This window comes from Alkalicoccus saliphilus (genome assembly GCF_003044065.1).
GTDB lineage: Bacteria > Bacillota > Bacilli > Bacillales > Salisediminibacteriaceae > Alkalicoccus > Alkalicoccus saliphilus.
Genome location: NZ_PZJJ01000018.1, coordinates 37,547 through 52,269, shown reverse-complemented (window position 1 = coordinate 52,269; position 14,723 = coordinate 37,547). Strand labels below are relative to the sequence as shown.

Genomic DNA, 14,723 nt, shown 5'->3' with positions numbered 1-14,723 from the left:
TACTATCAGGCGTCCTGCAAGATTGGGCCCTGGCAGACTAGAGTACGTTTTTTCCGGCGGCTGCGGAAAAAACAGGTCGGAGGGATGGCGGTGGCTGTGAACTTCATGGAGAAGGGTATGCAGGAAAAATATCGTGCCGTAAGCGATGAAACACTCGTCAGCTATGTACGTGAAGGGGACACCGGGGCTTTGGAGTATTTAATTACGAAGTACCGGAACTTTGTGCGTGCGAAGTCCAGGGCGTATTTCTTAATAGGAGGGGATCACGAAGACATTGTGCAGGAAGGAATGATCGGTCTCTATAAAGCGATCAGAGATTTCCAGGGGGATAAGCTTTCCTCTTTTCGTGCCTTTGCGGAGCTGTGTATTACCCGCCAGATTATTACCGCCATTAAAACAGCAACCCGGCAGAAGCACATTCCGCTGAATTCGTATATTTCCCTCGATAAGCCGATCTATGATGAAGAATCGGACCGCACACTGCTGGATGTACTTACAGGACATGGAGTGACGGACCCGGAGCAGCTTCTGATTAATCAGGAGGAATTTCACGACATTGAAATGAAAATGGGAGAGCTGCTCAGCGAACTGGAACGCGAAGTCCTGATGCAGTATCTGGAAGGGCGTTCCTACCAGGAAATGTCGGAAGATTTAAAAAGGCACGTAAAATCAATCGATAACGCGCTGCAGCGGGTAAAACGAAAGCTGGAACGCTATGTGGAGCTGAAAGAAGTAAAAATACCATAAAGCACCAGCGCTTCCGGCGGATCTGTAAAGCTGGGAGTGCTTTTTTGTAGGCACCTGTAAAGAAAGGGATGAAGATGATGCCCCGGCGGTATGATTGCCGGATGACATTGACACCGGAGCCCGGCGTGTGATAAGTTCAGTTAGTATGTATACGTACGCGTAAGGAGGTGGAGAGTTTGAAAAATAAGACGGCTCTCGCCTGTCAACGCTGTCAGACACGCAATTACTGGACTACAAAAACATCTAACAGCCGGGAAGAGCGGCTTCAGATAAAAAAATACTGTAAAAAATGTGCTGCCCATACAATGCATGCGGAAACAAAGTGAGCGGACTGGAGGTGTATGGAATGGCTGAAGGTGCAAAAAAACCGGTCAGGTTTTTAAAGGAAGTAACGACGGAAATGAAGCGGGTAACGTGGCCGACGGGCAGAGAACTCCGTAAGTACACGGGTGTTGTTGTTGCCACAGTAACGTTCATTGCGATCTTCTTTGCAATCTCTGACTTCATTATCTCGTCGCTTCTGCAGTTGATCGCTAATTAAAACACGGCGCGTCAGTTATGAAACGCCGTAAGAGGAGGGAAAGGCAGGGTCGCCCTGACTATATGGATAAAAACTGGTATGTAGTACACACGTATTCCGGCTATGAAAACAAAGTGAAGACCAACCTGGAAAAACGGGTGGAGTCCATGGACATGGTGGATAAAATCTTCCGCGTTCTTGTTCCGGTCGAAGAAGAAACAGAGATCAAAAACGGTAAGAGCAAGCAGGTAACTAAAAAAGTCTTCCCCGGGTATGTCATCGTAGAAATGGTCATGACAGATGATTCCTGGTATGTTGTGCGGAACACGCCGGGAGTAACAGGGTTCGTTGGATCCTCCGGTGCAGGATCCAAGCCGACGCCGCTTCTTCCGGAAGAAGCAGAAGCTATCCTGAAGCAGATGGGTGTAGCATCACCTAAGCAGGAAGTGGATTTTGAAATCAAGGAACCCGTCAAAGTAAAAGAAGGTCCTTTCGCCGACTTCACTGGTACAATTGAAGATATTTCTGCTGAGAAGCAGAAGCTGAAAGTACACGTGAATATGTTCGGACGGGAAACACCGGTGGAGCTTGACTTCAACCAGGTGGAAAAAATCTAATTCGATCATGAAAAAACACCTTGTCAACGAGGTGTGGAAGTGATAGAATTTGAATGTTGCTATGGAACGTGGACAATTGTTCACGTTTTTCCTGCTGAAAAGCAGGTTTTATGAGTGGGAGAGCATAAAGCTCGGTTTACCACATCACGGACTTAAGGAGGTGTGTCGCGTGGCAAAGAAGGTAATTAAAGTTGTAAAACTACAAATTCCAGCTGGTAAAGCTAACCCAGCACCACCGGTCGGGCCAGCGCTTGGTCAGGCAGGGATAAATATCATGGGATTCTGTAAGGAATTCAACGCTCAGACGCAGGAGCAGTCTGGTCTTATTATTCCAGTTGAAATCACTGTTTTTGAAGATCGTTCATTCACTTTTATCACAAAAACTCCGCCGGCAGCGGTTCTTCTGAAGAAAGCTGCAGGAATCGAATCCGGTTCCGGTGAGCCGCACAGCAAGAAAGTTGCTACGGTTAAACGTGATCAGGTACGTGAGATCGCAGAAACAAAAATGCCTGACCTGAACGCAGCTGATGTAGAAGCAGCTATGCGTATGGTTGAAGGTACGGCCCGAAGCATGGGAATCAACATCGAAGACTAATGAGGCCTGAGGCCAGGAAGGTTGCGAGTAAAGGGTGCTGTCCCTGCCTGATTTATTCAGGTTCGCAACCTTTATTAGTGGGAGGTATAACCGCTAAAACCACAATAGGGAGGAACTAACATTGGCTAAAAAGAACAGCAAAAAGTATGAAGATGCACTGAAGCTTGTCGACCGTGAAAAAGCTTACGAAGTCAGCGAAGCAGTAGATGTTGTTAAACAGACTGCTAAAGCCAACTTTGATGAAACTATAGAACTTGCAGCACGCCTCGGCGTTGATCCAAAGAAAGCTGATCAGCAGATCCGCGGCGCTGTCGTGCTTCCGCACGGAACTGGTAAAACCCAGAGTGTTATTGTTTTCGCAAAAGGTGAAAAAGCAAAAGAAGCTGAAGCAGCAGGAGCGGATGTTGTAGGGGAAGAAGACCTCATCAACCGCGTCAGCCAGGGCTGGCTTGATTTCGACGTAGTAGTAGCTACGCCGGACATGATGGCTCAGGTTGGTAAGCTCGGACGCGTGCTTGGACCAAAAGGTCTTATGCCGAACCCGAAAACAGGCACTGTTACATTTGATGTAACAAAAGCTGTAGAAGAAATTAAAGCTGGTAAAGTGGAGTACCGTGTTGATAAGACCGGAAACCTTCACGTGCCGATTGGTAAAGCTTCTTTCGACAACAGCAAGCTGGAAGAAAACTTCCGCACAATGATGGAAACAATTGTTAAAGTGAAGCCTGCAGCGGCAAAAGGAACTTACATCCGCGGTGTGGCAGTAGCAGCAACAATGGGTCCTGGTGTGAAAGTTAATACAAACGAATTTAAACTGTAGTTGACTTCGCCCTGATGGGCAGGTTATACTGTTAGTTGTTAATTAAATAGATCATACCGTAGACAGCAGGTGCTTCCGGGCTTAATTTCCTGCCGAGGTTTCGAGCGGAATGCTTCCCGTCCTTCCAAGGAAGGCGGGAGATATATCAGCCTGCCTCTACGTCTGCGGATGTAGAGGTATTTTTTCGGCCTTAACAAATTTCCGGTATGAACAACTTAACGTATAGGAGGTGTCAACATGAGCACAGTAATCGATCAAAAAAGCCAGGTTGTAGATGAGATTGCAGGCAAGCTGAAAGACAGCAAAGCAGCAATCGTCGTCGACTACCGCGGTCTTAACGTTGCAGAAGTAACAGAACTTCGTCAGCAGCTGCGTGATGCAGGTATCGACTTTAAAGTGTATAAAAACACAATGGTCCGCCGTGCTACAGCAGAAACTGATCTGACTGGTATCGACGAGCAGCTTGTCGGACCAACGGCAATTGCTTTCGGATACGACGATGTCGTAGCTCCAGCGAAGCTTCTTAACAACTTCGCGAAAGAGCACGAGGCTCTTGAGCTGAAAGCAGGCGTTATCGACGGAGAAGTAGCTACTTTGGAACAGGTTAAAGCACTTGCAGAACTTCCTTCCTACGAAGGTCTTCTCTCCATGCTTGCCAACGTACTTCAGGCTCCGGTCCGTGGACTGGCAATCGCTACGAAAGCCGTTGCGGATAAGAAAGAAGAAGAAGAAAGCGCGTAATGCGTCCAGCCGTTCAGCGGCATAAAAACTAATTATAAATAGGAGGAACACAATCATGACAAATCAAGAGATTATTGATGCAGTAAAAGAAATGTCTGTACTAGAGCTTAACGACCTAGTAAAGGCAATCGAAGAAGAGTTTGGTGTAACAGCAGCAGCGCCGGTAGCAGTAGCAGGCGGCGGAGCAGAAGCAGAAGAAGAGCAGTCTGAATTCGACGTAGTTCTTACTGACGCTGGTTCTTCCAAGATCGGTGTTATCAAAGTTGTTCGTGAAATCACTGGACTTGGACTTAAAGAAGCAAAAGCACTTGTTGATGGCGCGCCATCCCCAGTTAAAGAAGGCGTTTCTAAGGAAGATGCTGACGAGCTTAAAGCTAAGCTTGAAGAAGCTGGAGCGAAAATCGAGGTTAAGTAATCGACCTTTTATAGAAGAAGCCCGCTTTGGATCATTCCAAAGCGGGCTTTTTTCATCCGTTTCATATATCTGTCTAAAAAGTAAAGCTATGTTAAAGCTTTAACAGAGACATTCATACAAAATCATTGCACCATGAGGAATGAAAAGGTCCTTTTCCAGTAAGAATGCCTCTTATTCAAAGAGGTGGAACGAAGCGTGTTTATGCCTGGTCTTTTTTTACCGTAAGCTGTACTGGACATGGAGAAACTCCAGAGCGAGTAAGGCCGGCCTGCTTGGAAAGCCTCTCCATGGTAACGAAAGCAAAGGTTCGTTTTTTACTTTCAAGGCAGCCGAAAATAAAAATGAATATCCGTTTTCGTTTCCATAAGCAGCCTTTTATATAGTAATAACGTGCGCAGTTCTGTCTGTCTGAACAGAAAGGTCTTTTAGTAAGCGGGTGTTTTCGCCCAGGAATGTAGAAAACAGAAGACAGTCAGAAAAATCATATGATAAATCACAGGAGATCCGAAAAGATATCACCGAACAGAAACATCGCAATGAAAGATATGGATGGGAGGAAAAAGAATGTCCGATCATTATTATTCCAAAAAGCCGTCTGCGGGGAGCCGGCGGGTGAGGATGGAAGAAGAAATCCGTGGAGTAGAACTTGTGTATACGGTGGACGAAGGGGTGTTTTCCAAGCGGGGTGTTGATTTTGGTTCCCGTCTGCTCGTGGAAAACCTTCAGGAACCGGAAGTGGCCGGTCCTTTTATTGACGCGGGATGCGGATGGGGGCCGATAGGGCTTACCGCTGCCCATCTGTTTCCGGAACGGACCGTGCATATGGTGGATGTGAATGAACGCGCGGTGGAGCTGAGCCGGGAAAATGCGGAGATGAATAAAATCCGCAACGTAAAAATATATGACCAGGATCTTCTCGCCGGAGAAAAAGAGGAATCATTCGCAGCGGTGATCTCCAATCCACCGATCCGTGCAGGTAAGGAGACGGTTTTCCGCCTGTACGAGCAGGCATGGAAAGTGCTGAAACCGGGAGGGGAGCTCACAGTTGTCATTCAGAAAAAGCAGGGAGCGCCTTCAACAAAGAAAAAACTGGAAGAAATCGGTTTTACCGTAGAGACGAAAGCAAAGGCTAAAGGATATTTTATCTTCTGCGGTAAAAAACATTGACGTTGACAACCTGTTGTGTTAGTGTTATTTAATGCGTATGAATATGAAAATAGGGTTATTATGCTCTTTCATATTACAGCACTGCCGTGTCAACAGATTTTAATAGAGAACGTGAAAGAAAAAGGGTGAAGGCAAGAAAACTATGGACGTCTTTGAAGATGCAGTATGAGAAGACCTTAGTACCCTTTTTTTCTTTGTTTCCAGAGTTTATCCGCGCATTTTCTACACTTTATCCTCTGTGTCCATTATCAGCAAAGTATCGTTCTCGGGGCACATTCCACAGTCTGTGATCAGTTTAATCATGCTATCAATCAGAGGCAGCAATGTCTCTTGATGATAAAAACGTTAGGTTTGAGGGGTGAATGAGTTGACAGGTCAACTAGTTCAGTATGGACGCCACCGCCAGAGAAGAAGCTACGCACGAATTAATGAAGTGCTGGATCTGCCGAATTTGATCGAGATTCAGACGGCTTCCTATCAATGGTTTCTTGATGAAGGTATTCAGGAGATGTTTCAGGACATCTCGCCAATCGAGGATTTTACAGGTAACCTCGTATTGGAATTTGTCGATTATAGTTTAGGAGAACCAAAGTATCCCGTCGACGAATCAAAAGAACGCGACGTGACGTATTCTGCTCCGCTTCGGGTAAAGGTCCGGCTCATTAACAAAGAGACCGGCGAAGTAAAAGAGCAGGAAGTATTTATGGGTGATTTCCCGCTTATGACTGACACCGGAACATTTATTATTAACGGTGCTGAACGTGTTATCGTATCCCAGCTGGTCCGTTCACCGAGCGTGTATTTCAGCGATAAGATCGATAAAAACGGAAAGCGCGGCTATACCGCGACGGTTATTCCGAACCGCGGCGCCTGGCTTGAGCTGGAAACAGATGCAAAAGACGTCGTCTACGTACGAATCGACCGCACACGAAAAATTCCGGCAACGGTACTTCTTCGTGCGCTTGGATTCGGCTCTGATCAAGAAATCATTGATCTGCTTGGAGAAGATGAGTACCTGCGTAACACGCTGGAAAAAGATAATACAGACGGATCGGAAAAAGCACTGCTTGAGATTTATGAGCGACTGCGCCCTGGCGAGCCGCCGACAGTAGAGAGTGCAAGAAGCCTTCTTGATTCCCGCTTCTTCGATCCAAAGCGCTACGACCTTGCGAATGTCGGCCGCTATAAAATGAACAAAAAGCTTCATATTAAAAATCGTCTCTTCAATCAGCGTCTTGCTGAAACACTCGTTGACCCGGAAACCGGGGAGATCCTGGCAGAAGAAGGAACAGTTATTGACCGCCGCGTGCTGGATAAACTGATCCCTTACTTTGAGAACGGTGTAGGATTTGACCGTTTCAATCTGCAGGGCGGTGTTATTGATGATGAGGATGTAGATCTTCAGTCAGTAATGATTTACTCCCAGAAGCCTTCAGAAGAAGGAGAAACGATCAAGGTCATTGCAAACGGGGAAATTGATACGAAAATCAAAAATATCACCCCGGCGGATATCATCTCTTCCATCAGCTATTTCTTTAACCTTCTTCACGGAGTAGGAAATACGGATGATATCGACCATCTCGGTAACCGTCGTCTGCGTTCTGTCGGAGAGCTTCTTCAGAACCAGTTCCGGATCGGACTTTCCCGTATGGAGCGTGTCGTGCGTGAGCGGATGTCCATTCAGGATGCCAGCATGATTACACCGCAGGCTCTTATTAACATCCGCCCGGTTATCGCATCTATTAAAGAGTTTTTCGGAAGTTCCCAGCTTTCCCAGTTCATGGATCAGACGAACCCGCTTGCCGAGCTTACGCATAAGCGGCGGCTGTCTGCACTTGGACCCGGCGGTCTGACACGGGAACGTGCCGGCTTTGAGGTGCGTGACGTTCACTATTCCCACTACGGGCGTATGTGTCCAATTGAAACGCCGGAAGGACCGAACATTGGTCTGATTAACTCTCTTTCCTCCTTTGCGAAGGTGAATCCATTTGGTTTCATCGAGTCTCCTTACCGGCGGGTCGATCACGAAAAAGGCCTCGTAACGCAGGAAGTTGACTATTTGACAGCGGATGAAGAGGACAACTACGTTGTTGCCCAGGCGAATGCCAAGCTGGATGAGGACGGGCATTTCGTAGATGAAAATATTATCTGCCGGTTCCGCGGGGAAAACATTATCGTTGCCCGTGACCGCGTAGACTATATGGACGTATCACCAAAACAGGTAGTTTCAGCAGCGACAGCCTGTATTCCATTCCTTGAAAACGATGACTCCAACCGTGCTCTTATGGGAGCAAACATGCAGCGTCAGGCAGTGCCTCTTATCGAGCCGCACTCCCCGCTTGTCGGTACAGGTATGGAGCACGTATCTGCCAAGGATTCCGGAGCGTCGATCGTAGCAAGAAAGCCGGGGCGTGTAGAGCGCGTATCCGCAAAATACATCGATATCCGTGAAATTAAAACGATGGAAGGCAGAGAAGTAGAAGGCGACGTAAACCGTTACAACCTGACGAAGTTTGAACGTTCCAACCAGGGTACCTGCTACAATCAGCGGCCGATCGTGGCGGAAGGAAACATCGTGGAAAAAGGAGAAATTCTTGCCGATGGTTCTTCTATGGAAAAGGGAGAAATGGCTCTCGGACAGAACGTACTTGTCGGTTTCATGACTTGGGACGGCTACAACTATGAGGATGCGATTATCCTCAGTGAGCGTCTTGTCAAAGATGATGTATATACTTCCATTCATATTGAGGAATACGAATCTGAAGCCCGTGACACGAAGCTTGGACCGGAAGAAATTACACGCGACATTCCAAATGTCGGGGACGATGCGCTCCGTAATCTGGATGACCGCGGTATTATCCGTGTCGGAGCAGAAGTGAAGGACGGCGACATTCTCGTTGGTAAAGTGACGCCTAAAGGGGTGACGGAACTGACGGCAGAAGAACGTCTTCTTCACGCGATTTTCGGTGAAAAAGCCCGTGAAGTCCGGGATACTTCCCTTCGTGCACCGCACGGCGGCGACGGTATTGTACTTGACGTGAAGATCTTTAACCGGGAAGACGGCGACGAACTTCCTCCTGGTGTGAATCAGCTTGTGCGTGTCTACATCGTACAGAAGCGTAAGATTCACGAAGGGGATAAAATGGCTGGTCGTCACGGTAACAAAGGTGTTATTTCCAAGATTCTTCCGGAAGAAGACATGCCTTATCTGCCGGATGGCACGCCGATCGACATTATGCTTAACCCGCTTGGTGTACCATCACGTATGAATATCGGACAGGTGCTGGAGCTGCATATGGGTATGGCTGCACGCCAGCTCAACATGCACATTGCTACACCGGTATTTGACGGAGCGAATGAAGAAGATGTATGGTCTACGATCGAAGAAGCCGGTATGGCCCGCGATGGAAAAACCGTCCTTTACGACGGACGAAGCGGGGAGCCTTTCGACAGCCGGGTGTCTGTCGGTGTGATGTATATGATTAAACTGGCACACATGGTTGATGACAAGCTTCACGCCCGTTCGACCGGTCCTTATTCCCTTGTTACGCAGCAGCCGCTCGGTGGTAAAGCCCAGTTCGGTGGACAGCGCTTCGGGGAAATGGAAGTTTGGGCACTGGAAGCATATGGTGCCGCCTACACCCTTCAGGAAATTCTGACCGTCAAATCCGATGATACAATCGGCCGCGTGAAAACGTACGAAGCGATTGTAAAAGGTGAAAATGTACCGGAGCCGGGAGTACCTGAATCTTTCAAAGTATTGATTAAGGAACTGCAGAGTCTTGGTATGGACGTGAAGATGCTTTCCAGCAATGATGAAGAAATTGACATGCTTGAAATAGATGAAGAGGAAGAGCAGACGAACGACAAGCTGAATCTGAATCTGGAATCAGGTGGAGAATCTAACGCGTAACCGGTGAATTCGAATGCTGAAAGGGAGGTTGGCCCCTTGATAGATGTAAATAACTTTGAATATATGAAAATCGGTCTTGCTTCCTCCGACAAGATCCGCTCTTGGTCACGCGGAGAAGTAAAAAAACCGGAAACGATTAACTATCGTACCCTCAAACCGGAAAAGGACGGGCTTTTCTGTGAGCGCATCTTCGGTCCGACAAAGGACTGGGAGTGCCACTGCGGCAAGTATAAACGAGTCCGCTATAAAGGCGTCGTCTGCGACCGGTGTGGAGTGGAAGTAACACGTGCAAAAGTGCGGCGTGAGCGTATGGGGCACATTGAACTTGCTGCCCCTGTTTCCCACATCTGGTACTTCAAAGGAATTCCAAGCCGTATGGGACTTGTCCTCGACATGTCCCCGCGGTCCCTGGAAGAAGTTATTTACTTTGCTTCCTATGTTGTAACAGATACAGGAGATACACCACTTGAGCTGAAACAGCTTCTTTCTGAAAAAGAGTACCGTGCGTACCGTGAAAAGTATGGACGTACCTTCAATGCGGAAATGGGAGCAGAAGCTATCCGCAAACTGCTTGAAGATATTGATCTGGATAAAGAAGCAAACATGCTGAAAGAAGAGCTGGAAACGGCACAGGGCCAGCGGCGTACACGTGCAATCAAGCGTCTGGAAGTGCTTGAAGCGTTCCGCCACTCTGATAACGATCCGGACTGGATGGTCCTTGACGTACTTCCTGTTATTCCACCGGAACTCCGGCCGATGGTTCAGCTGGACGGCGGCCGTTTTGCCACGTCTGACCTGAACGATCTGTACCGCCGGGTTATTAACCGGAACAACCGTCTGAAGCGTCTTCTGGATCTTGGTGCTCCTAGCATCATCGTACAGAACGAAAAGCGGATGCTTCAGGAAGCAGTGGATGCTCTTATCGATAACGGCCGTCGGGGCCGTCCGGTCACCCGGCCGGGTAACCGTCCGCTTAAATCCCTTTCACATATGCTGAAAGGAAAGCAGGGACGTTTCCGTCAAAACCTTCTCGGTAAACGTGTAGACTACTCCGGACGTTCGGTTATCGTTGTAGGTCCGCACCTGAAAATGTACCAGTGCGGTCTTCCGAAAGAAATGGCACTGGAACTCTTCAAGCCTTTCGTCATGAAGGAGCTTGTAGGCAAGGGCCTCGCTCACAATATTAAGAGTGCAAAACGTAAAGTAGAACGTGTCCACCCGGAAGTGTGGGACGTACTGGAGGAAGTTATCCGTGAACACCCGGTGCTTCTGAACCGTGCGCCGACGCTGCACCGTCTTGGAATTCAGGCGTTTGAACCAACGCTCGTCGAAGGACGTGCGATCAAGCTTCACCCGCTCGTATGTACGGCTTATAACGCCGACTTTGACGGGGACCAGATGGCTGTACACGTACCGCTTTCTGCCGAAGCACAGGCAGAGTCACGCCTTCTTATGCTTGCAGCTCAGAACATCCTGAATCCGAAGGACGGTAAGCCGGTTGTAACACCTTCCCAGGATATGGTTCTTGGTAACTACTATCTGACCCTGGAGCGCGCGGGATCAGTCGGTGAAGGAACAACTTTCCATGCACCGAACGAAGTGCTGACAGCTTATCAGAATGGCTATGTACACCTGCATACGCGGATTGCCCTTCCGGTAAAATCCATTGATAAAGCCAACTTCCGGGATGAGTTTGAAGATCACCTTCTTCTCACTTCCGTCGGGAAAGTAATTTTCAATGAGATCCTGCCGAAGTCCTTCCCGTATGTTAACGAGCCGACAGCAGAGAACCTGGAAATTGAAACACCTTCCCGCTACATGGTGAAAGCCGATACAGATGTGAAGAAGGAATTCAGTGAACGGGAAATCGTTGCGCCGTTTAAAAAAGGCTTCCTCGGGGATATCATCGCCGAAGTCTTCAAAAAGTTTAAGATTTCCGAAACATCCGTCATGCTTGATAAAATGAAGGATCTTGGATTCTACTATTCCACAAAAGCCGGTGTAACAGTTGGTGTATCCGACATCGTCGTGCTGAAGGACAAGCAGGATATTCTTGACGATGCGGAAGAAAAGGTATCGAAAATATCCAAGCAGTTCCGCCGTGGTCTGATTACAGAAGACGAGCGGTACGATAAAGTAATCGAGGTCTGGGGTAAAGCCAAGGATGTTATCCAGGAAAAGCTTCTCGGCACTCTTGATAAAACGAACCCGATCTTTATGATGAGTGATTCCGGAGCGCGTGGTAACGCGTCCAACTTCACCCAGCTTGCCGGTATGCGTGGTCTGATGGCAAACCCGTCCGGACGTATTATCGAGCTTCCGATCAAATCCAGTTTCCGTGAAGGTCTGACAGTACTCGAGTACTTTATTTCCACGCACGGGGCACGAAAAGGTCTGGCGGATACCGCTCTGAAAACAGCAGACTCCGGTTATCTTACACGCCGTCTCGTAGACGTTGCCCAGGATGTTATTATCCGGGAAGAAGACTGCGGAACGGACCGTGGACTCGAAGTACAGGCGATTACGGAAGGTGCGGAAGTTATTGAAGGTCTTTACGACCGTCTGGTCGGCCGTACTGTCTTCCAGAACGTTTACCATCCGGAAACGAATGAACTTCTTGTCGCACGCAATGAGGAAATTTCCGAAGATACAGCAAAAGTAATTGAAGATTCCGGTATTAAAACGGTGCTTATCCGTTCTGTGTTCACGTGTGATACGAAACACGGATCCTGTAAAAAGTGTTACGGCCGTAACCTGGCGACAGGAGCAGAAGTGGAAGTCGGAGAAGCGGTTGGTATTATTGCTGCCCAGTCAATCGGGGAGCCGGGTACCCAGCTGACGATGCGTACGTTCCACACAGGCGGTGTAGCCGGAGACGATATTACCCAGGGTCTTCCGCGTATTCAGGAAGTATTTGAAGCCCGTAATCCGAAAGGACAGGCTGTTATTTCCGAGATTGAAGGTAAAATTACAGATATCCGGGAAGCGAATGACAAAAAAGAAATTGTCGTTCAGAACGCGATTGAAACACGCACGTACCCGACGCTCTACGGTTCACGCCTTAAAATGGAAATCGGTGACGAAGTAAGACCGGGACAGGAACTGACAGAAGGTTCCATTGATCCGAAGGAACTTCTGAAAGTTTCCGGTGTGCACGGAGTACAGGAATACCTGCTCCGCGAAGTGCAGAAAGTTTACCGTATGCAGGGTGTGGAAATCGGAGACAAGCACGTTGAAGTAATGGTTCGTCAAATGATGCGCAAAGTACGCGTTATTGACGCCGGAGATACAGAAGTACTTCCGGGATCCCTTGTGGAAATCCATCAGTTTAACGACGTCAACCGTGATATCCTTCTCAAAGGGCGCCGCCCTGCCACAGGACTTCCGGTACTGCTCGGTATTACAAAAGCTTCACTTGAAACAGATTCCTTCCTATCTGCCGCTTCCTTCCAGGAAACGACGCGTGTTCTTACAGACGCTGCCATCAAAGGTAAGCGTGACGAGCTTGTCGGCCTGAAGGAAAATGTTATCATCGGTAAACTTGTACCTGCCGGAACCGGCATGCAGCGCTACCGTCAAATGAAGCATGTAGATCTGGAAGAAAAAGAAACAGAAGATACAATGGAAGAAGTTACAGCACGCGAAGAATAAACAGTCAGTCCGGGGGCGGGTGGCAGCTCCCGGTTTTCCCGAAGAAGGAAGACCGGAGAAACGGAAGAAAATCCCGTATAAAAGTATTGACACTATACGTCCCCGGTGATAGTATATCTAAGTGTGCCAAATACCTGATGCTTTGGAGGATAAAGATGTCTTATGAAAAAGTAGCACAGGCAGCAGAGAAAGTAGTCGGCACGAAGCAGACATTAAAAGCACTGGAAAGTGAACAGGTACGAGAGCTCATAGTGGCGCAGGATGCAGACCGCGACATACTTGAAAGAGTACTGGCGGCAGCGGAACATCTTGAAGTTCCAGTAGGCTATGTAGAGTCGATGAAAAAACTCGGCCGGGCCTGCGGAATCGATGTGAATGCAGCCATCGTAGCGATAAAAAAGTAAAAAAAGTTTTTGCTGGGTTCCCAGGAAATCAGCAAAAACTTTCCTTTTACCCATTTGTGAACCACCTGGACCAGTGGGCTTGCATTTCGAATAAGAAGGGAGGACAAATCAATGCCTACAATTAATCAGCTTGTACGCAAAGGCCGTGAGTCGAAGCCATCAAAGTCAGACTCCCCGGCTCTTAACCGTGGCTACAACAGCTACAAAAAGAGACAAACACACGAGGATTCCCCGCAGAAGCGCGGTGTATGTACCCGTGTCGGGACAATGACGCCAAAGAAGCCGAACTCCGCCCTGCGTAAATACGCGCGTGTTCGTCTTACGAACCAGATTGAAGTTACAGCTTACATCCCGGGAATCGGCCACAACCTTCAGGAGCACAGTGTTGTGCTTATCCGTGGAGGACGTGTAAAGGACCTTCCGGGTGTACGTTACCACATTGTACGTGGTGCACTTGACACAGCAGGTGTCGAAGGCCGACGTCAGAGCCGTTCAAAATACGGTACGAAACGACCTAAGTAATAAAAGGCTGCCAGCCGGCCGCATTATAATTGAAAGGAGGGACCTATATGCCTCGTAAAGGACCAGTACCTCGCCGCGATGTATTAGCCGACCCTATCTATAAGTCAAAACTTGTTACCCGCCTGATCAACCGAATCATGATCGACGGAAAAAAGGGAACAGCTCAGAAGTCACTATATAACGCTTTTGATCTAGTCCGCGAACGTTCCGGCAAAGATCCTCAGGAAGTGTTTGAAGAAGCACTGAAGAACATCATGCCGGTTCTGGAAGTTAAAGCCCGCCGTGTCGGTGGTGCCAACTACCAGGTACCGATTGAAGTTAAGCCGGAGCGTCGTACGACACTTGGACTTCGCTGGCTCGTAAGCTACGCCCGCCTTCGTGGTGAAAAGACGATGGAAGAGCGTCTTGCGAACGAAATCATGGATGCAGCCAACAACACAGGTGCAGCCGTGAAGAAGCGTGAAGAAACACACAAAATGGCAGAAGCAAACAAAGCGTTTGCTCATTACCGCTGGTAAGCCGTATAAAAGTGTGCACATCACTCAGGGAAGCGGGCACTGTTCCGCTTTTCTGCGGTGAATATAACTTGATTTACAGGAAGGAGAAAGACA

Annotated in this window: 14 protein-coding genes and 1 other annotated feature; all 14 genes read left to right on the top strand. The window is 48.2% G+C overall.

All coding sequences use genetic code 11. The features are described from left to right. The first annotated feature begins 84 nt into the window (after nt 1-84). The 14 genes from sigH (at nt 85) to rpsG (ending at nt 14,630) form a co-directional block, all read left to right on the top strand. Complete coding sequence (sigH, locus tag C6Y45_RS11325) at nt 85-747, top strand: RNA polymerase sporulation sigma factor SigH (protein ID WP_245922646.1); 663 nt, start codon at nt 85-87, stop codon at nt 745-747. Nucleotides 748-923: 176 nt separating this feature from the next. Further along, nucleotides 924-1,073 (top strand): 50S ribosomal protein L33, encoded by a 150-nt coding sequence (gene rpmG / locus C6Y45_RS11320; protein ID WP_107585334.1) that lies wholly within the window; start codon nt 924-926, stop codon nt 1,071-1,073. A gap of 20 nt (nt 1,074-1,093) precedes the next feature. Then, nucleotides 1,094-1,288, top strand: a complete 195-nt coding sequence (gene secE, locus C6Y45_RS11315; RefSeq protein WP_107585333.1) for a preprotein translocase subunit SecE — start codon at nt 1,094-1,096, stop codon at nt 1,286-1,288. 62 nt (nt 1,289-1,350) lie between these two features. Next, the gene (nusG, locus tag C6Y45_RS11310; RefSeq protein WP_107585332.1) at nt 1,351-1,884 is read left to right on the top strand and encodes a transcription termination/antitermination protein NusG; all 534 of its coding nucleotides are present in this window, start codon (nt 1,351-1,353) and stop codon (nt 1,882-1,884) included. Nucleotides 1,885-2,053: 169 nt separating this feature from the next. Then, nucleotides 2,054-2,479, top strand: a complete 426-nt coding sequence (gene rplK / locus C6Y45_RS11305; protein WP_146159174.1) for a 50S ribosomal protein L11 — start codon at nt 2,054-2,056, stop codon at nt 2,477-2,479. Nucleotides 2,480-2,600: 121 nt separating this feature from the next. Further along, nucleotides 2,601-3,299 carry a 50S ribosomal protein L1 gene (gene rplA / locus C6Y45_RS11300; RefSeq protein WP_107585331.1) on the top strand — a complete coding sequence of 233 codons (699 nt, stop codon included), beginning with the start codon at nt 2,601-2,603 and terminating at the stop codon, nt 3,297-3,299. 38 nt (nt 3,300-3,337) lie between these two features. Then, nucleotides 3,338-3,491, top strand: a sequence feature (ribosomal protein L10 leader region). Between the two features lie 45 nt (nt 3,492-3,536). After that, nucleotides 3,537-4,040 carry a 50S ribosomal protein L10 gene (rplJ, locus tag C6Y45_RS11295; protein WP_107585330.1) on the top strand — a complete coding sequence of 168 codons (504 nt, stop codon included), beginning with the start codon at nt 3,537-3,539 and terminating at the stop codon, nt 4,038-4,040. A gap of 55 nt (nt 4,041-4,095) precedes the next feature. Continuing rightward, nucleotides 4,096-4,455, top strand: a complete 360-nt coding sequence (gene rplL, locus C6Y45_RS11290; protein WP_107585329.1) for a 50S ribosomal protein L7/L12 — start codon at nt 4,096-4,098, stop codon at nt 4,453-4,455. A 564-nt stretch (nt 4,456-5,019) separates the two neighbouring features. After that, a complete protein-coding gene (locus C6Y45_RS11280) occupies nt 5,020-5,622 on the top strand; it encodes a class I SAM-dependent methyltransferase (protein WP_107585327.1) in 603 nt (200 codons plus the stop codon). Between the two features lie 367 nt (nt 5,623-5,989). Further along, nucleotides 5,990-9,535 carry a DNA-directed RNA polymerase subunit beta gene (gene rpoB, locus C6Y45_RS11275; protein WP_107585326.1) on the top strand — a complete coding sequence of 1,182 codons (3,546 nt, stop codon included), beginning with the start codon at nt 5,990-5,992 and terminating at the stop codon, nt 9,533-9,535. 36 nt (nt 9,536-9,571) lie between these two features. Further along, nucleotides 9,572-13,186 (top strand): DNA-directed RNA polymerase subunit beta', encoded by a 3,615-nt coding sequence (rpoC, locus tag C6Y45_RS11270; RefSeq protein WP_107585325.1) that lies wholly within the window; start codon nt 9,572-9,574, stop codon nt 13,184-13,186. 155 nt (nt 13,187-13,341) lie between these two features. Beyond that, nucleotides 13,342-13,590, top strand: coding sequence for a 50S ribosomal protein L7ae-like protein (locus C6Y45_RS11265; RefSeq protein ID WP_107585324.1), 249 nt, complete (start codon nt 13,342-13,344; stop codon nt 13,588-13,590). A 111-nt stretch (nt 13,591-13,701) separates the two neighbouring features. Then, a complete protein-coding gene (gene rpsL / locus C6Y45_RS11260) occupies nt 13,702-14,112 on the top strand; it encodes a 30S ribosomal protein S12 (protein ID WP_107585323.1) in 411 nt (136 codons plus the stop codon). A 47-nt stretch (nt 14,113-14,159) separates the two neighbouring features. Then, on the top strand, nt 14,160-14,630 hold the full coding sequence (rpsG, locus tag C6Y45_RS11255; RefSeq protein ID WP_107585322.1) for a 30S ribosomal protein S7: 471 nt from the start codon (nt 14,160-14,162) through the stop codon (nt 14,628-14,630). Nucleotides 14,631-14,723: the final 93 nt, after the last annotated feature.

Coding starts and splice junctions, on each gene's coding strand:
- sigH (WP_245922646.1), top strand. CDS start 85: ATGGCGGTGGCTGTGAACTTCATGGAGAAGGGTATGCAGGAAAAATAT.
- secE (WP_107585333.1), top strand. CDS start 1,094: ATGGCTGAAGGTGCAAAAAAACCGGTCAGGTTTTTAAAGGAAGTAACG.
- nusG (WP_107585332.1), top strand. CDS start 1,351: ATGGATAAAAACTGGTATGTAGTACACACGTATTCCGGCTATGAAAAC.
- rplJ (WP_107585330.1), top strand. CDS start 3,537: ATGAGCACAGTAATCGATCAAAAAAGCCAGGTTGTAGATGAGATTGCA.
- rplL (WP_107585329.1), top strand. CDS start 4,096: ATGACAAATCAAGAGATTATTGATGCAGTAAAAGAAATGTCTGTACTA.
- C6Y45_RS11280 (WP_107585327.1), top strand. CDS start 5,020: ATGTCCGATCATTATTATTCCAAAAAGCCGTCTGCGGGGAGCCGGCGG.
- C6Y45_RS11265 (WP_107585324.1), top strand. CDS start 13,342: ATGTCTTATGAAAAAGTAGCACAGGCAGCAGAGAAAGTAGTCGGCACG.
- rpsL (WP_107585323.1), top strand. CDS start 13,702: ATGCCTACAATTAATCAGCTTGTACGCAAAGGCCGTGAGTCGAAGCCA.
- rpsG (WP_107585322.1), top strand. CDS start 14,160: ATGCCTCGTAAAGGACCAGTACCTCGCCGCGATGTATTAGCCGACCCT.